This window comes from Burkholderia sp. MSMB1498, from assembly GCF_001526245.1.
Lineage (GTDB): Bacteria > Pseudomonadota > Gammaproteobacteria > Burkholderiales > Burkholderiaceae > Burkholderia > Burkholderia savannae.
In genome coordinates this window covers 56,203-74,337 of the sequence record NZ_LOYJ01000080.1, presented here as the reverse complement: position 1 = coordinate 74,337, position 18,135 = coordinate 56,203, and the positions used below count along the sequence as shown (strand labels likewise).

The 18,135-nt window shown below is 67.4% G+C and carries 19 protein-coding genes; 5 read left to right on the top strand and 14 right to left on the bottom strand.

Translation table 11 applies throughout. The features are described 5' to 3' along the window. Window positions 1-236: 236 nt before the first annotated feature. The 3 genes from slmA to argB are packed head-to-tail and all read right to left on the bottom strand — an operon-like array spanning window position 237 to window position 2,604. Window positions 237-938 (bottom strand): nucleoid occlusion factor SlmA, encoded by a 702-nt coding sequence (gene slmA / locus WS91_RS17850; RefSeq protein WP_059583770.1) that lies wholly within the window; start codon window positions 936-938, stop codon window positions 237-239. After that, on the bottom strand, window positions 905-1,708 hold the full coding sequence (locus WS91_RS17845; protein ID WP_082717313.1) for a pyrimidine 5'-nucleotidase: 804 nt from the start codon (window positions 1,706-1,708) through the stop codon (window positions 905-907). Before WS91_RS17845 ends, slmA begins: the two co-directional genes overlap by 34 nt. After that, window positions 1,705-2,604, bottom strand: a complete 900-nt coding sequence (gene argB / locus WS91_RS17840) for an acetylglutamate kinase (RefSeq protein ID WP_038748561.1) — start codon at window positions 2,602-2,604, stop codon at window positions 1,705-1,707. The genes WS91_RS17845 and argB overlap by 4 nt, the downstream gene beginning before the upstream one ends. 321 nt (window positions 2,605-2,925) lie before the next feature. Between argB and WS91_RS17835 the strand changes: the two genes are divergently transcribed. Genes WS91_RS17835 through WS91_RS17825 form a run of 3 tightly spaced genes read left to right on the top strand, consistent with a single transcriptional unit; the run spans window position 2,926 to window position 5,037 of the window. After that, window positions 2,926-3,177 (top strand): cysteine-rich CWC family protein, encoded by a 252-nt coding sequence (locus tag WS91_RS17835; protein ID WP_059583775.1) that lies wholly within the window; start codon window positions 2,926-2,928, stop codon window positions 3,175-3,177. Window positions 3,178-3,194: 17 nt separating this feature from the next. Beyond that, window positions 3,195-4,475, top strand: coding sequence for an ATP-binding protein (locus WS91_RS17830; protein WP_038748559.1), 1,281 nt, complete (start codon window positions 3,195-3,197; stop codon window positions 4,473-4,475). 19 nt (window positions 4,476-4,494) lie between these two features. Then, complete coding sequence (locus tag WS91_RS17825; protein WP_038748639.1) at window positions 4,495-5,037, top strand: response regulator transcription factor; 543 nt, start codon at window positions 4,495-4,497, stop codon at window positions 5,035-5,037. Between the two features lie 330 nt (window positions 5,038-5,367). Here WS91_RS17825 and hslU read toward each other — a convergent pair whose 3' ends face one another. The 9 genes from hslU to WS91_RS17780 all read right to left on the bottom strand — a co-directional run bounded on the left by hslU (window position 5,368) and on the right by WS91_RS17780 (window position 14,608). Further along, the gene (gene hslU, locus WS91_RS17820; protein ID WP_038748558.1) at window positions 5,368-6,711 is read right to left on the bottom strand and encodes an ATP-dependent protease ATPase subunit HslU; all 1,344 of its coding nucleotides are present in this window, start codon (window positions 6,709-6,711) and stop codon (window positions 5,368-5,370) included. A gap of 10 nt (window positions 6,712-6,721) precedes the next feature. Beyond that, window positions 6,722-7,258 carry an ATP-dependent protease subunit HslV gene (gene hslV / locus WS91_RS17815; protein WP_038748557.1) on the bottom strand — a complete coding sequence of 179 codons (537 nt, stop codon included), beginning with the start codon at window positions 7,256-7,258 and terminating at the stop codon, window positions 6,722-6,724. A 260-nt stretch (window positions 7,259-7,518) separates the two neighbouring features. Then, window positions 7,519-7,935 carry an RNA polymerase-binding protein DksA gene (gene dksA, locus WS91_RS17810; protein WP_006024133.1) on the bottom strand — a complete coding sequence of 139 codons (417 nt, stop codon included), beginning with the start codon at window positions 7,933-7,935 and terminating at the stop codon, window positions 7,519-7,521. Window positions 7,936-8,515: 580 nt separating this feature from the next. Continuing rightward, entirely contained in the window at window positions 8,516-9,592 is a 1,077-nt protein-coding gene (locus WS91_RS17805) for a CobW family GTP-binding protein (protein WP_059670719.1), read from the bottom strand. Window positions 9,593-9,767: 175 nt separating this feature from the next. Next, a complete protein-coding gene (locus WS91_RS17800; RefSeq protein ID WP_059670718.1) occupies window positions 9,768-11,024 on the bottom strand; it encodes a class I SAM-dependent rRNA methyltransferase in 1,257 nt (418 codons plus the stop codon). Window positions 11,025-11,088: 64 nt separating this feature from the next. Next, window positions 11,089-12,009: a tyrosine recombinase XerC gene (gene xerC / locus WS91_RS17795; RefSeq protein WP_059670717.1), complete on the bottom strand. Its 921-nt coding sequence runs from the start codon at window positions 12,007-12,009 to the stop codon at window positions 11,089-11,091. Window positions 12,010-12,053: 44 nt separating this feature from the next. Beyond that, the gene (locus WS91_RS17790; RefSeq protein ID WP_038748553.1) at window positions 12,054-12,767 is read right to left on the bottom strand and encodes a DUF484 family protein; all 714 of its coding nucleotides are present in this window, start codon (window positions 12,765-12,767) and stop codon (window positions 12,054-12,056) included. 31 nt (window positions 12,768-12,798) lie between these two features. Continuing rightward, window positions 12,799-13,683, bottom strand: a complete 885-nt coding sequence (gene dapF, locus WS91_RS17785) for a diaminopimelate epimerase (RefSeq protein WP_059670716.1) — start codon at window positions 13,681-13,683, stop codon at window positions 12,799-12,801. Between the two features lie 40 nt (window positions 13,684-13,723). Continuing rightward, entirely contained in the window at window positions 13,724-14,608 is an 885-nt protein-coding gene (locus tag WS91_RS17780; protein ID WP_059670715.1) for a lipid A biosynthesis lauroyl acyltransferase, read from the bottom strand. Window positions 14,609-14,874: 266 nt separating this feature from the next. Between WS91_RS17780 and metK the strand changes: the two genes are divergently transcribed. Further along, window positions 14,875-16,062 carry a methionine adenosyltransferase gene (gene metK, locus WS91_RS17775; RefSeq protein WP_038748550.1) on the top strand — a complete coding sequence of 396 codons (1,188 nt, stop codon included), beginning with the start codon at window positions 14,875-14,877 and terminating at the stop codon, window positions 16,060-16,062. Between the two features lie 165 nt (window positions 16,063-16,227). Here metK and WS91_RS17770 read toward each other — a convergent pair whose 3' ends face one another. Continuing rightward, a complete protein-coding gene (locus WS91_RS17770) occupies window positions 16,228-16,581 on the bottom strand; it encodes a hypothetical protein (RefSeq protein WP_038748638.1) in 354 nt (117 codons plus the stop codon). 368 nt (window positions 16,582-16,949) lie between these two features. Here WS91_RS17770 and WS91_RS17765 point away from each other — a divergent pair, with 368 nt between their 5' ends. Beyond that, complete coding sequence (locus WS91_RS17765) at window positions 16,950-17,720, top strand: phytanoyl-CoA dioxygenase family protein (RefSeq protein ID WP_038748549.1); 771 nt, start codon at window positions 16,950-16,952, stop codon at window positions 17,718-17,720. Between the two features lie 195 nt (window positions 17,721-17,915). Here the strand turns inward: WS91_RS17765 and WS91_RS17760 are convergent, their stop codons facing one another. Then, the gene (locus WS91_RS17760) at window positions 17,916-18,122 is read right to left on the bottom strand and encodes a DUF3185 family protein (protein ID WP_038748548.1); all 207 of its coding nucleotides are present in this window, start codon (window positions 18,120-18,122) and stop codon (window positions 17,916-17,918) included. Window positions 18,123-18,135: the final 13 nt, after the last annotated feature.

Here is an 18,135-nt window from a genome sequence, read left to right as displayed (position 1 = left end):
TCGAGTCAGCAAATCGGCGCGCTTTCCGAGCATCGCCGCGAAGCGACGACAACAACAATCGCGCAAGTATAACGGAAAAACTTCGGCGTCGCGGCGAGGGCGTGCCGAGCGCCAGGCGTTTGGCTTCGGGCGCGGAAGCGCGGTAATGCCCGCCGTTTCCCTCGTGCTCGCCGCGTCCTCCATGTTCTCCATGTTCTCCATGTTCGCGGCGGCTTCGCGCCTGCGCCGCTGCAGCGCTACTGCAGGATCAGCCGCAACTGCGCGTCGGCGTGTTCGCCCGGCGCTTTCGTGAAGCCGCTCTTCGCATAGCGGTGCCAGCGGCCGAGCACATAGCTGACGACGAGGCTCGCGCGCAGCGCCGGATCGTAGTCGTCCGGCAGCGGCACGGAGGGCGGCGGCGCGGCGGCAGCGGCGGCGTCGGCGCGCGCGCTCGCTTCGAGAAGCGCGACGCGCAGGCTCTGCTTGATCGACGCCTCGATCCGCTCGAGCATCTGATTGACGCGCTCGGCGAGGCGCTCGTGCTCGCCGACGAGCGCCTCGCCCGTCAGCACGCGGGTCATGCCGGGATTCTTCGCCGAAAAATTGAGCAGCATCAGCGCGATCGAGCGCGCCTGCAGCACGCCGTTCGGCTCGTTCGCGGCGATCTGGTTGACGAGCCCGAAGAACGTCTCCTCGATGAATTCGATGAGGCCTTCGAACATCTGCGCCTTGCTCGCGAAATGCCGGTAGAGCGCGGCCTCCGACACGTCGAGACGCGCGGCGAGCGCCGCGGTCGTGATCTTCTCGCTCTTCGGCGATTCGAGCATCGACGCGAGCGTCTGCAGAATGTGCACGCGACGCTCGCCCGGCTTCAGGCGCACGCGGGTGCGGGAGGCGGGGTTGCGTTCGTCTTCCGCCGCTGCGGTTACTGCCGGGTCCTGCGGGTGAGTCGGCTGCATTTTCGTCGCCCCGATCGAGTGCCCAATCGCAGCGATTTTAGCGAACCAATGCGACGATCGACATAGTGCGGCCGCCCGTAGCTTGGCAGATGACCGGGCAGGTGCCCCGTGATCCAGACCGTTCGGATGCCGAGCCGCTTGTAGCGCTTCAGGTGGCCGCGCGTATCCTCGACGAGGATCGCGTCGGACAGGCGCACGTGCGCGGCGCGCATCGCCCGGCGCAGCATCGTCGCGTCGGGCTTCGCGCGCCACGCGCGGCGGTCGCGCATGTGCTCGATCGCGATCACGCGCTCGAACAGGCGCTCGATCCTCAGCTCGCGCAGCACCGCGCGCGCGTACGCCTCGGGCGCGTTCGTCAGCACGATCTTGCGGCCGGGCAGCGCCGCGACGAGCCGCGCGAGCCCGCGCTCGGCGCGCACCATCGACGGCAGGTCGGCGAACGTGTGGACGACCTTCAGGAAATCGTGCGGATCGATCGAATGATGGCGCGCGAGGCCGAGGAGCGCCGCGCCGTAGCGGCGCGAGTAGTAGGTGCGCAGGTGATCGGCGTGCGCGCGCTCGACTTTCAGCGTGTCGGCGATGTATTGCGTCATCGCCTGGTTGATCACCGGGAAGATCGCGTGCGACGCGTGATGCAGCGTGTTGTCGAGATCGAAGAGCCAGACGGGGCTGCCCGCGTGCGGACGGGCGCGCCGCGCGCGACGGCGTCCGGGCGTCTGCTCGCCGGCTGGCGGCAAGGCCGCGCGGGGTGGCTGACGGCGCGCGCTCAATGCGAGCGGATCATCGTGCCGAACGGCTGCTCGGTCAGGATCTCGAGCAGCACCGAGTGCTCGATGCGGCCGTCGACGATGTGAACCGACTTCACGCCGCTCTTCGCCGCGTCGAGCGCGGACGAGATCTTCGGCAGCATGCCGCCCGAAATCGTGCCGTCTTCGAAGAGGGCGTCGATCTCGCGCGCGGACAGGTCGGTCAGCAGGTTGCCTTCCTTGTCCATCACGCCGGGGATGTTCGTCATCATCACGAGCTTCTCGGCGTTCAGCACGGTCGCGAGCTTGCCGGCGACGAGGTCGGCGTTGATGTTGTACGACAGGCCGTCCTCGCCGAAGCCGATCGGCGAGATCACCGGGATGAACGCGTCGTCCTGCAGCGCCCTCACGACGGCCGGGTTGATCGCCTCGACCTCGCCGACCTGGCCGATATCGACGTACTCGCCCGGGTTGTCGCGGTCCGGCATCATCAGCTTGCGCGCGTGGATGAGGCCGCCGTCCTTGCCCGTCAGGCCGACCGCATGGCCGCCGAAGTGGTTGATCAGCGTGACGATGTCCTGCTGCACCTCGCCGCCCAGCACCCATTCGACGACTTCCATCGTCTCTTCGTCGGTGACGCGCATCCCCTGAATGAACGTGCCCTGCTTGCCGATCTTCTTGAGCGCCTGGTCGATCTGCGGGCCGCCGCCGTGCACGATCACCGGATTGATGCCGACGAGCTTGAGCAGGATCACGTCGCGCGCGAAGCCTTGCTTGAGCCGCTCTTCCGTCATCGCGTTGCCGCCGTATTTGATCACCACGGTCTTGCCGTGGTAGCGGCGAATGTACGGCAGCGCTTCGGCGAGAATTTCGGCTTTCAGGACGGGGGAGATCTGCGAGAGGTCGATCGGCTCGGACATGGCGGCGGCTCTGGTGCGAAACGGTTGAAACAGGCGGAATTGTACAGGAGTGGCGCACCGCAGCATGGGGTTTTTGGCCGTTCGGACAATGGGCGGCGCGGGTGCCGCAAGCATGCGCCGTCGCCGGAAAAGTGACGTTTTCCTGCGCGATCCGCATGCAAATTCCGCGCGCGGCGCTTATGCTTGGCACGTGGTGCTCGGCTGCCCGCCGCGAGGCGGTGGCCGGGCAGCCGCCTCGCGGCGGCGGACCGGCTGTGCCGGCCGCCGGCGCTCGCTTTTTGTCCCTTTCTGCCCTTTCCGGCTTGACCCGGCCTATTCGAGATGACCGAGCCCGCCGCTACGTCCGGCCTGATCAGCAAGCGTTGCCCGCGCTGCGGCAGCGCGTTCGACTGCGGCGCCCGCACGCGTCCGTTCACCTGCTGGTGCGCGGCGATGCCGAGCCTGCCGCCCGGCGCGCAGCCCGCGACGGGCGCGCGCTGCCTGTGCCCGGAATGTCTCGCCGACGAGATCGCCCGGCGCGTCGCCGCGGGCGCGGGGAGCGCGGGGGCCGGCCGGCCCGAGCGCGAAGACTGAGAAGGTAAACTGCGCGGATGCAACGAATCACCACCACCGGACGCGTCAACCTGAGCCATCTGTTCTGGCTGCGCAATCTCGCGATCATCGGCCAACTCGTTACGATCGCCGTTGTACAGACCTATTTCGGCGTCCATTTGCCGTTGCCGGCGATGCTGATGGTAATCGCGCTCGAAATCGTCTTCAACGCGCTGACGTGGGTGCGCGTGCTGCGTGCGCGGCCCGAGACCAATTTCGAGCTGCTCGGCCAGCTATGGGTCGACCTGGGCGCGTTGTCGGCGCTCCTGTTCCTGTCCGGCGGGACGACGAACCCGTTCGTGTCGCTGTATTTGCCGTCACTCGCGATCGCGGCCGCGGTGCTGCCGTGGCACCTGATGATCTGGCTCGCGGCGTTCGCGGTCGCGTGCTATCTCGCGCTCGGCTTCGATTCGGTGCCGCTCAACCTGGATAATCCCGCGAATCTGTTCGATTATTTCCGGGCGGGCATGTGGGTGAACTTCATGGTGAGCGTCGGGCTCATCGCGTGGTTCGTCGCGCGGATGTCGAGCGCGCTGCGCCAGCGCGACGCGGCGCTCGGCGAGGCGCAGCAGGCGCTGCTGCGCGACGAGCGCGCGGTCGCGCTCGGCGTGCAGGCGGCCACGGTCGCGCACGAGATGGGCACGCCGCTGTCGACGATCGCGATGCTGACCGAGGAGCTGCGCGAGGCCGCCCGCACGGATGCGGGGCTCGCGCGCTACGATGCGGACCTGAAGGTGCTCGAGGAGCAGATGTCGCAATGCACGTCGGCGCTCGCGCGCCTCAGGAGCCGCGCGTCGGAGCGGCCGAGCAGCGAGCCGGTCGGCGAATGGCTCGACACGTTCGTCGAGCACTGGCGGCTGCGCCATCCGCACGTGCTGTTCGAGCAGTTGGGGCCGCAGCCCGCGGGCGTCGCGCTCGACGATACGGTCGCGGTCGGCCAGATCCTGACCATCCTGCTCGACAATGCCGCGCGCGCGAGCCGCGATCGCGTTACGCTGGCGGCAACGATCGCGCATGACGGCGCACGCGACGAAATCGAGTTCGAAGTCTGCGACAACGGGCCGGGCATCCCGGCCGCGTTGCGCGACGCGCTCGGCGCGGCGCCCGTCGACAGCACGCAGGGCGGCCACGGGGTTGGCCTGTATCTGGCGTTCAGCGCGGCGGCGCGCCTCAGCGGCTCGATCGAGCTCGCCGACGCGCAGCCGCGAGGCACGCGGGCGATCCTGCGGCTGCCGGTCGCGCGCCAGGTGGCGGCCGAGATGGCGAACGGTAACGGATAGACAAGACGGAGTGATGCAAATGAGCGACAAGAATTTCCTCGTGATCGACGACAACGAAGTGTTTGCCGGCACGCTGGCGCGCGGGCTCGAGCGCCGCGGCTACACGGTGCGGCAGGCGCACAACAAGGACGAGGCGCTCAAGCTCGCGGGCGCCGAGAAATTCCAGTTCATCACGGTCGATCTGCACCTCGGCGACGATTCGGGCCTGAGCCTCATCGCGCCGCTGTGCGATCTGCAGCCCGACGCGCGAATCCTCGTGCTGACGGGCTACGCGAGCATCGCGACCGCGGTGCAGGCGGTGAAGGACGGCGCGGACAACTATCTCGCGAAGCCGGCGAACGTCGAATCGATCCTCGCCGCACTGCAGACGAACGCGAGCGAAGTGCAGGCCGAAGAGGCGCTCGAGAATCCGGTCGTGCTGTCGGTCGACCGGCTCGAATGGGAGCATATCCAGCGCGTGCTCGCGGAGAACAACAACAACATCTCGGCGACCGCGCGCGCACTCAACATGCACCGCCGCACGCTGCAGCGCAAGCTCGCGAAGAAGCCGGTGCGGCAGTAAGAGCGGGGCGCGCGCCGCGGACGCCGGGCGTCGCACGGCGCTTGCACCGCGCGTTGCGGTGGCGGCGAGGCGCGCCGGGCAATCGGCTTGGCAGTCGGCTGGTAGTCGGTCGGCGGTCGGCATGCAATCGGCCGGCGGTCGGTCCGTGGTCGGTCCGTGGTCGGCGAGGCCGGCTTCGAGCGATCGACGCGAAAGATTCGCAGCCGGCGGCGGGCGATAGATGCCGAGCCGCAAGCGGCCGAGATCGATGCCGCGCCGCGCGCCGAAACGAAAAACGGGCAGCCCCGCAAGGGACCGCCCGTTTTTTTCGGTCGGCAAAGCCGCTTCGCGTTACAGCACGTAGCGCGACAGATCCTCGTCCTTCGACACCTCGCCGAGCGCACGGTCGACGTACGCCGCATCGATCGTCACGCTCTGGCCGGCGTGGTTGCCCGCCGCGAACGACACTTCCTCGAGCAGCTTCTCGATCACCGTGTACAGGCGCCGCGCGCCGATGTTCTCGGTCTTCTCGTTGACCGCGTATGCGATCTCGGCGAGCCGGCGGATGCCGTCGTCGGCGAACTCGAGCTTGACGTCCTCGGTCGCGAGGAGCGCCTGATACTGCTTGACGAGGCTTGCGTCGGTCGCGACGAGAATCGCTTCGAAATCCTTCACCGACAGCGATTCGAGCTCGACGCGGATCGGGAAGCGCCCTTGCAGCTCGGGGATCAAGTCGCTCGGCTTCGCGAGATGGAACGCGCCGCTCGCGATGAACAGGATGTGATCGGTCTTCACCATCCCGTACTTCGTGTTGATCGTCGTGCCCTCGACGAGCGGCAGCAGATCGCGCTGCACGCCCTGCCGCGACACCTCGCCGCCGCCGCCTTCGTGGTTTCTCGACGTGATCTTGTCGATCTCGTCGAGGAACACGATGCCGTTCTGCTCGACGTTCTGCACGGCCTTCGTCTTCACTTCCTCGTCGTTGAGCATCTTCGCCGCTTCCTCGTCGGTGAGCAGCTTCAGCGCTTCCTTGATCTTCACCTTGCGGCGCTGCTTCTTGCCGCCGCCCAGGTTCGAGAACATCGAGCGGATCTGCTCGGTCATCTCTTCCATGCCCGGCGGCGCCATGATGTCCATGCCGACGCTCGGCTGCTCGATGTCGAGCTCGATTTCCTTGTCGTCGAGCTGGCCTTCGCGCAGGCGCTTGCGGAACGTCTGGCGGGTTGCGTTGTTGTCGTCGTTCGCGTGCTCGGCGTTCGCGCCGAAGCCGACCGCTCGCGGCTGCGGCAGCAGGGTGTCGAGGATGCGGTCCTCGGCCTGGTCGGTCGCCTTGCTGCGCACCTTGCGCATCTCCGCTTCGCGCGTCTGCTTGACCGAGATCTCGATCAGATCGCGCACGATGCTGTCGACGTCGCGGCCGACATAGCCGACTTCGGTGAACTTCGTCGCTTCGATCTTGATGAACGGCGCGTCGGCGAGCTTCGCGAGGCGGCGCGCGATCTCGGTCTTGCCGACGCCCGTCGGCCCGATCATCAGAATGTTCTTCGGCGTGATTTCCTGGCGCAGCGGCTCGGCGACCTGCTGGCGGCGCCAGCGGTTGCGCAGCGCGACCGCGACGGCCTTCTTCGCGTTGTCCTGGCCGATGATGTGCTTGTCGAGTTCCGAGACGATCTCGGCAGGGGTCATGGTGCTCATTGCTTCGTCCTTACTCGATAGTCTCGATGACGCGATTGTGGTTCGTGTAGATGCACATGTCGCCCGCGATCTCGAGCGATTTTTCGACGATCTCGCGCGGGGACAGATCGGTGTTCTCCGCGAGCGCGCGCGCGGCGGCCTGCGCGTAGGCGCCGCCCGAGCCGATCGCGCAGATCCCGCCTTCCGGGTCGAGCACGTCGCCGTTGCCGGTGATGACGAGCGTCGTGCTCGCATCGGCCGCGATCAGCATCGCTTCGAGGCGGCGCAACATGCGGTCGGTGCGCCAGTCCTTCGCGAGCTCGACGGCGGCGCGCGTCAGGTTGCCCTGGTGCTTTTCGAGCTTTGCCTCGAAGCGGTCGAGGAGCGAGAAGGCGTCGGCCGTGCCGCCCGCGAAGCCGATGAGCACCTGGTTGTTGTAGATGCGGCGCACCTTGCGCGCACCGCCCTTCATCACGATATTGCCGAGCGTGACCTGGCCGTCGCCGCCGAGCGCGACCTTGTCGCCGCGCCGCACGGAGACGATCGTGGTGCCGTGAAATTGCTCCATCTGTAATCCTCGAGAAAGACGGGGGATGCGGGGCGCGCGGGCGCCGCCGCGTGATGCGGCGCGCGCAAGCCGTGGCGTGGCCTGCCGGCTCGACGCGCATGGACTTCATTTTAGGGCGGGCGCCGCGATATCAAGAGCGGCGTGCGTCGAGCGCCGTCGCGAGGGGGAAGCGGGCGGCAGCGGAAAAACAAAAGCGCGCGGCAGGCCGCGCGCTTTGTGCAAAGCGTGTGAGGCGCGGAAGGCGGGCCGCGCCGGGAAGGTCAGTCGCCGAACAGCTTCTGACGCAGCTCGCGGCGCTCTTGCGCCTCGAGCGACAGCGTGGCCGTCGGACGCGCGAGCAGACGCGGAATGCCGATCGGCTCGCCCGTCTCTTCGCACCAGCCGTATTCGCCCGATTCGATGCGGGCGAGCGACTGCTGGACCTTCTTGAGAAGCTTGCGTTCGCGGTCGCGCGTGCGCAGTTCGAGCGCGTGCTCTTCCTCGATCGTCGCGCGATCGGCGGGGTCCGGCACGATCACCGTTTCGCGCAGATTCTCGGTCGTCTGGCCCGCATTGCGGAGAATTTCCGCCTGCAATTGTTCGAGCCGATTTTTGAAGAAGGCGAGCTGATCCTCATTCATGTAATCCTTGTCGCTCATCTTCAGGATTTCGGCTTCGGTCAAGAGTTTCTTCGTCATCTGCTTGCTTCTTCAATGTGCGGCGAATCTGTAGATATTGCCCGCACTTTGGGATTACCCGCAACAGCCCTTGCAATTGTTTGCCATTCGCTGCGGCGGGGCCGAAAGCCTCCGGATACCGGGCCCATTTCGTTCAGGACTCCCCTTGGGAGGACCGGATTGCGCGCGACCGGCGGGCGGCCATCCCCGGCGCTCCACCGAGCCGCCCACGCTCATGCAAGGATCGGGCCTGCCGCCGCCCTTCTCTCTCCAGCGGGCAGGTATTGTAACTGAATCGCAAGTCCTCGCCGTATCGGGTCGATCCCCTGCCGGTCAAGCGGTATCCTGAAAATATAACCCGCAAATCAGGAAAAAGCGATGACGACTGCACGCCGGCGAGCGGGCGGCGCGGCGGTCTTCGCCGCGGGTGCGGGACGCGACGCGCGCGGGCTCGGCAGCGGCGTGCGATCGGACGGCGAGTGTCGGGTGGGGCGACGGTGAGCGGTGAGCGGTGAGCGCGCGGGGCCGCGTCGCCGTCGCCCCGCGCGCAATCGCGCCGGCGCGCCCGGACCGAGCCGCGCGCCGGCCGCGCGTGGGCGCGTTACGCGAGGCAGGCGTCGAGGCCGTCGGTGATGAGGTCGCGCGGCAGGTCGACGCCGATGAACACCATCTTGTTGGTCTTCTTCTCGGCCGGCAGCCACTTCGCGGCGAGATCGCTGCCCATCATCTGGTGCACGCCCTGGAACACGACCTTGCGGTCAACGCCCTTCATGTACAGCACGCCCTTGTAGCGCAGCATCCGCTCGCCATAGATCTGCAAGATCCCGCCGAGGAAGTCCTCGAGCTTGTTCGGATCGAACGGGCGATCGTTGCGGTACACGAACGACTTGATCTTGTCGTCGTGGTGCGCATGGTGATGATCCTGATGGCCGTGCTCGTGATCGTGCTCGCAATGGCCGTGATCGTGGTCGCAATGCGCGTGATCGTGGTCGTGATCGTGGTGATGCGCGTGCTCGTGCTCGTCTTCCGCCAGGAAGTCCGGATCGATCTCGAGCTTCGCGTTCAGGTTGAAGCCGCGCAGGTCGAAGATCTCCTTGATGTCCGCGTCGCCGAAGTTCACGACCTTGATCGCCGCCCTCGGGTTCATGTGCAGCAGGCGGTGCTTAAGCTCCGAGGCCGTCTCGTCGTCGACGAGGTCCGCCTTCGTGATGAAGAGGCGATCGGCGAAACCGACCTGGCGCTGCACGACTTCGTGCTCGTCGAGCTGCATGTCGGCGTGCTTCGCGTCGACGAGCGTGATGACCGCGTCGAGCAGGAATTCGTCGGCGATCTCGCTGTCGATGAAGAACGTCTGCGCGACGGGGCCCGGGTTCGCGAGGCCCGTCGTCTCGATCACCACGCGGTCGAAGTCGAACTTGCCGTCGCGCTTCTTCGCGGCGAGGTCGGCGAGCGCGCGCGCGAGGTCGCCGCGGATCGTGCAGCAGATGCAGCCGTTGCTCATCTGGATGATCTGCTCGTTCGAATCCTGGACGAGGATCTCGTTGTCGATGTTCTCCTCGCCGAACTCGTTTTCGATCACGGCGATTTTCATGCCGTGCTGTTCGTTCAGGATGCGCTTGAGCAGCGTCGTCTTGCCGCTGCCGAGGAAGCCGGTGAGGATGGTGACGGGAATGGCCATGTCGTCGGTCGCCTGTGGTTCGTGAAACGGGGTCAAAACAGTGGGAAAACAGCGCGCCCGGCAACTTCCCGGGCGCTCGATCACTTATTGAAACATATCTGTCAAGCCCCCGCTGCCGGCCGGATGGCCGGCGCGGCGCGGGCGCGCACTGCGCCGCCCGTTCAGATCGGGGCGATCACGCGATTTGCAACAGCAGGCCCTTCAGATATTCCCCTTCGGGGAACGCGGTCAGAAGCGGATGGTCGACGCCCGCGCCGAGCCGCTTCAGGATGCGCGCGTCGACCTTCGCGTCGGCCGCCGCGTCCGCGACGATCTTCTGAAACAGCTCCATGTCGATCGCGCCCGAGCACGAATAGGTGAACAGCAGGCCGCCCGGGCGCAGCAGCTTGAAGCCGCTCAGGTTGATGTCCTTGTACGCGCGCGCGGCGCGCTCGACGCTGTCGCGCGTCGGCGCGAACTTCGGCGGGTCGAGCACGACGAGGTCGAAGCGCTCGCCTTCGTCGACGAGGCGGCGCAGCGTCTTGAATGCGTCGGCGTCGAGCCACTCGGCGCGCGCGGCGTCGAAGCCGTTCGCGGCGACGTTGCGCTGCGCGAGCGCGAGCGCGTCGCCCGACGAGTCGATCGACACGACCCGCTTCGCGCCGCCCTTGAGCGCCGCGAGCGAGAAGCCGCCCGTGTAGCAGAAGCAGTTCAGCACGTCGCGCTCGCGCGCGTACTGCGCGACGAGCGCGCGGTTGTCGCGCTGATCGACATAGAAGCCCGTCTTGTGGCCGTTGCGGACGTCGACGTGGTACAGCACGCCGTTCTCGTTCGCGATCAGCGTGTCGGGCGGCGGATCGCCCGCGAGCACGCCCGTCGTCTGCTCGAGGCCTTCCTTTTCGCGGATCGACACGTCCGAGCGCTCGTAGACGTTCGGGCAGCCGGTCGCGGCGACGAGCGCCGCGACGATCGCGCCCTTCCAGTGCTCGACGCCCGCCGCCATGAACTGGCAGACGAGCTGGCCGCGGCCCGCGCCCTCGCCGGAGGCCGGCGGCTCCGCTGCGTGGGCGGCAGCGCGTTGCGCGGGAACCTGCGCGGCGACGTAGTAATCGACGACGAGCCCCGGCAGCCCGTCCGCCTCGCCGAACACGAGCCGCACCGCGCCCGTGCCGGCGATCATCGTGTTGCGATGCGCAACCGCGCGCTGCACGCGCCGCTTGAAGAACGCATGGTCGATCGGCTCGTTCTCGTCGAAGCTCCACACGCGCAGCCGGATCTGCGAATGCGGGCTGTACGCGGCGCGCGCGAGGAAGCGGCCGTCGTGCGAGCGCACGACGACGGTCGCGCCGGGCGCGGGCTTGCCGTCGACGCGGTCGATCGCATTCGCGTAGATCCACGGATGGCGGCGCAGCAGGGATTTGTCTTTCGACGGCTTGAGCGTAACGGTATGCATGTCGGGATCGAAAAAGCCGCGTCGGACGCGGCGAAGGGTGATTCGGTGAGCGCGGCGGCGCGCGTCAGTCGCGCTTCTTCGCGCGCGGATGCGCGCTGTCGTAAATCTTCGCCAGATGCTGGAAGTCGAGCGACGTATAGACCTGCGTCGCCGAGATGCTCGCGTGGCCGAGCAGCTCCTGCACCGCGCGCAGGTCGCCGCTCGATTGCAGCACGTGCGTCGCGAACGAGTGGCGCAGCACGTGCGGATGGACGTTCGCCGGAATGCCCGCCGCGAGCGCCGCGCGCTTCACGCGCTCGCGCACGACGCCGGGCGACATCCGGTTGCCGCGCACCGACAGGAAAAGCGGGCGCGGATCGTGTTTCACGAACTCGCCGCGCACCGCGAGCCATGCGTTCAGCGCGTCGATCGCCTTGCGGCCGACGGGCACCTTGCGCTCCTTGCCGCCCTTGCCGTGCACGGTGACTTCCGCTTCGGCGAGGTCGAGCCAGCCTTCGGAGCGATAGTCGCCGTCCTTCGCGTATTCGATGTCCAGACCGATCAGCTCGGCGAGCCGCAGCCCGGACGAATAGAACAGCTCGAGGATCGCGTGGTCGCGCAGGCTCTCGGCGGTGCCGGCCGTCGGCGCGTCCATCAGCGCGGCCGCATCGTCGACGGACAGCGCCTTCGGCAGCGTCTTCGCGCGCTTCGGCGCGCGGACCGCCGCGACCGGATTCGCGTTCATCTCGACGTGCTGCGCGAACCAGCGGTAGAACGCGCGCCACGCGGACAGCCGGTGCGAGATCGAGCGCGCGGACAGGCCGCCCGCATGCGCGCGCACGACCGCGCCGCGCATGTCGACGGCCGTCAGGCTTTCGAGCGGGCGGCCGTTCGCGAGTTTCTTCAGCTCGTCGAGCTCGTGTGCGTACGCGCGCAGCGTGTGGTCCGACAGCTTCCTGACGTGCCGCAGGTTCGACAGGTAATCGGCGGTCGGGTCGGCGATCATGGCGCGTGTCGGGCGGGCGAGTGGCGATGCGCGCTGCGCGGCCGTCAGTGCGGCAGGAGGCGCGTGAGCGCCGCGCCGGCGAGCGCGCCGATCTGCGTGAGGAAATCGGTGCCCATGCCGTCGTGGAAGCGGCGCGGATCGGGCGAGCCCAGCACGAGGAGGCCGAACGCGCTCGCGCCCTCGCCCGCGGCGGGCGTGCGCAGCGCGATCAGCGCGACCGATTCGGCGGCGCCGCTCGCGGCGGGCGCTTCGCCGTCGCCCGCGGCCGGCGCGGGGGCGACGGGCGCGAGCCACTGCGCGGCCTCGAAGCCGGTGTTCGCGCCGCAATATGGGGTCGCCAGACTGTTCGTGAACAGGCGCACTTCCTCGCCGGCGTTGCGCGCGAAATCGGCTTGCGCATAGGTGTCGGCGACGTCCCAGAGCCTGAGCGCCGTCTGCGGGACGTCGAACACGTCGGCCAGGCCGCTCGCGATCGCGCGCGGCAGCGCGTACGGATCGCGCTCGGCGATCACGCGCGCGGTCCAGCGGTTGAACTTCGCGGCAAGCCCGTCGTTCTCGTGGCCATAGCGCAGCAGCTCGGCGAGCCGGCGTTCGAGATGCTTGTTCTTGTCGCGCAGCATCTCCATCTGCCGCTCCTGTAGCGACACCGCGGCCTTGCCGTGCGGATTCGCGAGCTTGATCGTCGCGAGCAGCTCCGCGTGCTTGGCGAAGAATTCGGGATTGGCGAGCAGGTAGTCGGCGACTTCGCGATCGTTCATGGCGCTTCGTTGGGCTTCGGCAAATGAAAGGTCAGACAACAGGAGATCGGACGGGCAGGTCGATCACGCCTTCGAAGACGGTCGTCGCGGGGCCGGCCATCAACAGCGGCGCGCTTTCGTCGCGCACGCCGTCCCACGAAATCGTCAGCGTGCCGCCATGCGTATGGACCGTGACGGGCGAATCGAGTTGCCCGCGCCGGATGCCCGCCGCGACCGCCGCGCACGCGCCCGTGCCGCACGCGAGCGTCTCGCCCGCGCCGCGCTCGTAGACGCGCAGCTTCACTTCGCGGCGCGACACGATCTGCATGAAGCCCGCGTTCACGCGTTGCGCAAAGCGCGGATGGCGCTCGATCGCGGGGCCGTCGACGCCGACCGGGAACGCCTCGGCGTCGTCGACGATCTGCACCGCGTGCGGATTGCCCATCGACACGACCGAGATCCAGCGCGTCGCACCGTTCACGGGCAGCGGCCAGAGCGTGTCGGCGCCTTCGCGGCGGCCGTCGAGGCCGCTTGCGTCGAACGGCACGCGGGCCGGTTCGAACACGGGCGCGCCCATGTCGACGACGACCTCGCCGTTGGCCTGCATCGTCAACGTGATCACGCCGTGCTTCACTTCGACGCGCACGCTCGCCTTGTCGGTGAGTCCGTGGTCGCGGACGAACTTGACGAAGCAGCGCGCGCCGTTGCCGCAGTGCTCGACCTCGCCGCCGTCGCAATTGAAGATCCGATACTTGAAGTCGGCGCCTTCGACGGTGGGCTTTTCGACGAGCAGCAGTTGATCGGCGCCGATCCCGAAGTGGCGGTCGGCGAGCGCGCGCACCTGCGCGTCGGAGAGCGGGGGCAGCGCGCGGGTGTAGCCGTCGAGCACGACGAAGTCGTTGCCCGCGCCGTGCATCTTGGTGAACGAGAGTTTCATGGGCGCTATTGTATGCCGGGGGTACGCCGCGGCGGCGGAGTCAATAGAAGCCCGGCTCGCCGGGCGGGCGCGTCTTGAAGCGCTTGTGCACCCAGTAGTACTGCTCGGGCATGAGCGGAATCTGCTCCTCGAGGAACGCGTTCATCCGGCGCGCGTCGAGATCGTCGTCGCCCGTCGGATAATTTTCCCAAGGTTTGAAGACTTTCAGCCGATAACCCTGGTAATTGGGCAGCACTTCGCCGATGAACGGCACCACCTGCGCATGGCCCGTCTTCGCGAGCCGGCCGACCGCGGTCAGCGTGCACGCGGGCACGCCGAAGAACGGCACGAACGTCGAGTTGCGCAGGCCGTAGTCCATGTCGGCGCCGAGCATCACCGGCTTGCGGTCGCGCAGCCAGCGCAGCACGACGCGCGCGCTGTCGGCGCGGCTCGCCAGCTCCGCGCCGAAGCGGCTGCGGCCGGCCTTGGCCGCAGCCTCGATCTGCGGGTTCTTCATCGGCGTGTAGAGTGAGCCGCACATGCGGCCGAGCGCGAGATTGATCGCCATCGAGCCGGCTTCGATGCCGACGAAGTGGAAGCCGAGCAACAGCGTCGGCGGCATGTCGGGGTCGCTGAGATCGATCTCGCTGTCGACTGTGAACAGCTTGCGGTAGGTCTCTTCCGACGCGAACCATTGATAGCTGCGTTCGACGTAGCTGCGGATCGCGTGCCGGAAGTGCAGGCCGGCCACCTCCTCGCGGCGAGCGTCGCTCCAATTCGGGAAGCAAAGTTTCAAATTGATGTGTACGATGCGCTTTCGCCGGCTGGGGATTCGATAGAGCAGCCAGCCAAGGCCGTCGCCCAGGCGCGCGGTCAAGCCGTAGGGCAGGATCGCGAGGAATTTGAGAAACGCGACGGCGAGCTGTGTGCCGAGACGGCCTAGCATGCGAATCCTCCGTCGATCCGGACGGCCGGCGCGATGAAAGCAGGGTTGAAGGACAGCGGAAGGAGCAGCACGATCGACGCTCTGTAACAATTCGAGAAAGCCGCTATAATACGGGCTTCGCCGAGTTAACTGACAACTTGCGGGGCGAAGCCGGCGGGCGCTATGAGCGCTCACGGTGCAGGAAATCCGCTAAAGCGTCGCCGCTTCGGGCCTCTGGAAGCTGGCTACGTGAACTTCAACCGTAACCACAACAGGAGCCTGAGAACGTGGCAAACGATTATCTCTTTACGTCCGAATCCGTATCCGAAGGCCATCCGGACAAGGTCGCGGACCAAATCTCCGACGCGATCCTCGACGCCATCCTCGCGCAGGACAAGTACTCCCGTGTCGCAGCCGAGACGCTGTGCAACACCGGCCTCGTCGTGCTGGCCGGTGAAATCACCACGACCGCGAACATCGACTACATCCAGATCGCACGCGACACGATCAAGCGCATCGGCTACGACAACACCGATTACGGCATCGACTACCGCGGCTGCGCGGTGCTCGTCGCGTACGACAAGCAATCGCCCGACATCGCGCAGGGCGTCGACCGCGCGCATGACGACAACCTCGATCAAGGCGCCGGCGACCAGGGCCTGATGTTCGGCTACGCGTGCGACGAAACGCCCGAGCTGATGCCGCTGCCGATCCACCTGTCGCACCGCCTCGTCGAGCGCCAGGCAAACCTGCGCCGCGACGGCCGCCTGCCGTGGCTGCGTCCGGACGCGAAGTCGCAGGTGACGGTTCGCTATGTCGACGGCAAGCCGCACTCGATCGATACCGTCGTGCTGTCGACGCAGCACGCGCCGGACATCGAACTGCCCGCGCTGCGCGAAGCGGTGATCGAGGAGATCATCAAGCCGACGCTGCCCGCCGACCTGATCAAGGGCGACATCAAGTTCCTCGTGAACCCGACCGGCCGCTTCGTGATCGGCGGGCCGCAAGGCGATTGCGGGCTGACGGGCCGCAAGATCATCGTCGACACGTACGGCGGCGCAGCGCCGCACGGCGGCGGCGCGTTCTCGGGCAAGGACCCGTCGAAGGTCGACCGCTCGGCCGCTTACGCGGGCCGCTACGTCGCGAAGAACATCGTCGCCGCGGGCCTCGCGTCGCGCGCGCTGATCCAGGTGTCGTACGCGATCGGCGTGGCAGAGCCGACCTCGGTGATGGTCAACACGTTCGGCACGGGCCGCGTGTCTGACGAGACGATCACGAAGCTCGTGCGCGAGCATTTCGATCTGCGTCCGAAGGGCATCATCCAGATGCTCGACCTGCTGCGTCCGATCTACGAGAAGACCGCCGCCTACGGCCACTTCGGCCGCGAAGAGCCGGAGTTCTCGTGGGAAGCCGCCGACAAGGCGCTCGCGCTCGCCGAAGCGGCTGGCGTCGAGCCGGCCGTGCAGGTCGCCTGACGCAACGCACGTTCCCGGCGGCAAACGAAAACCCCGGCCTTGGCCGGGGTTTTTTATTTCGGTTCTGCATCGGCTTCGCGCGCGTTGCGCGCCGGTGCCGTTCGCGTTCGCCGGGCATGCACGATGCGCGCGCGGGCGCGGCGAATTGCCGCGCGCGTGTCGCGCTCAGCGCGCGGCGAACACGAACCAGCCGGTGCTCGCCGCGAGGCGGCGCGGCCGGTTGATCCGGCGCGGCGCGGCGCTTGCGCGATGCAGCGACGGCGCGCGCAGCCGCAGCGACGGCTTTTGCAGCAGCGAGCGCAGCGCGATGCGCCGCGCCGCAGCATGGGCGCTCATCAGCGACAGGAATGCATGCAGCCATGCGCGCAGACCATCGAGCCGCGGCTGGTGCTGGCGTGCGCGCTCGGCGAGCACGCTCGCCCGCGCGCTGTGGTGGCGCAACGCGCGCACGATTCGCGGCGGCGCCGACGGCGTGCTCTTCGGGGTGCGGTGAAGACGGGAAGTCAGTCGGAAAGGCATGACGAAAGTAATTCGCTCGTAGATTGCGTCCATTTCAGGGCGCGAATGTCAAAACGGCCGTTGTGCGGCAAGGGTCGAACCCATCGTACCGAAGGCATCGGTGCGCCGCTGCCCGCGAAAACTAGCAGGTGCGTCGAGACTACAGGCGATTCGTGACGCCAGAAAGTCGCGCTAACCCTTGTGCGTCGGGCACATCGCATCCGGGCAGCCGTAGTTAGTGACGTGCGCGCGCCCGACAGTTCCTTTGCGTTACATCAAATTCGCCGCAGCGATTGCGCGCTGTTTTTCACTTCGCGGCATCGTTGCCGAGCATGTCGCACAGGCCGGCTTTACAATCGATCGTTGATAACAATCATGTCGAACTTCCCATGTCTTCCTTGCACCCGGAGTTGATTCACACGCAGGTCCAGACGCTGCGCGCGCGCGGCTTCGTTGTCGCACCGGGGCTCGTCGCGCCCGAGCGGTGCGCGCAGTTGAAGGCGATCGCCGAGCGTCAGCTGCACGAGGCGGCGCAGCCGCTCGAATTCGAAGCGGACTTGCGCTATCCGGGCGCGCCCGAATCGCGACACGCGCCGGGCGGCCACACGGTGCGGCGCCTGCTCGACGCGTACGCGCGCGACGAAGCGTTCGCCGAGCGCGCGACGGCGCCCGAGATCGCCGCGTGGATGCGCGCGTACTTCGGCGAAACGCCGGTGCTCTCGCGCGCGCATCACAATTGCGTGATGACGAAGCATCCGGCGTACGGCAGCTTGACCGGTTGGCATCGCGATGTCCGTTACTGGTCGTTCGAGCGTCCGGACCTCGTGTCCGTGTGGCTCGCGCTCGGGCCGGAGACGAACGAGAACGGCGCGCTGTGGCTCGTGCCGGGCTCGCATGGCGAGGAATTCGGGCCGGAGCGCTTCGACGAAGCGAAGTTCTTCCGCAGCGACGTGCCGGGGAACCGGCGACTGATCGAGCAGGCGGTGTGCCCGGAGCTCGCCGCGGGCGACGTGGTGTTCTTTCATTGCAACACGCTGCATTCAGCGGGGCAGAACCGCACCGATCAGGTGAAGTTCTCGCTCGTGTTCACGTACCACGGCGACAGCAACCGGCCGATGCCGGGCTCGCGCTCGGCGTCGACGCCGGAAGTGCGCTTCTAGTTCGTCGCGCGCGCCGGCGGGATGCGGCGCGATTCGCGATTCGCGATGCGTCGCGTGTCGCGCTTCGTTCGATGCGCGATGAAACGTGCGCGACTTCGCGGCGCGCGCAAGCCGACGATGATCGAAAGAAGCGGGCGGCACGCATGCGCGCCGCCCGCTTTGTTTTTGGGGGGCGAGACGAAATGCGCGGGCGCGTCAGCGCCTGCCGCTCGGCATCGACACGCCGATCAGCCCGATGAGCGTTGCGACGACGCCGCCTGCGATCAGCATGATCGTTTTCGTCGAAGGCGAGCCGGTGAAGAAGCGCGCGACGCCGTCGTTGATCGAATGGAACGACTGGCCGCCGAAATACAGCAGCACGACGCCGCCGACGATGAGCGCAACGGAAATCGCTCGGGTCATGAAAATCCTCGCT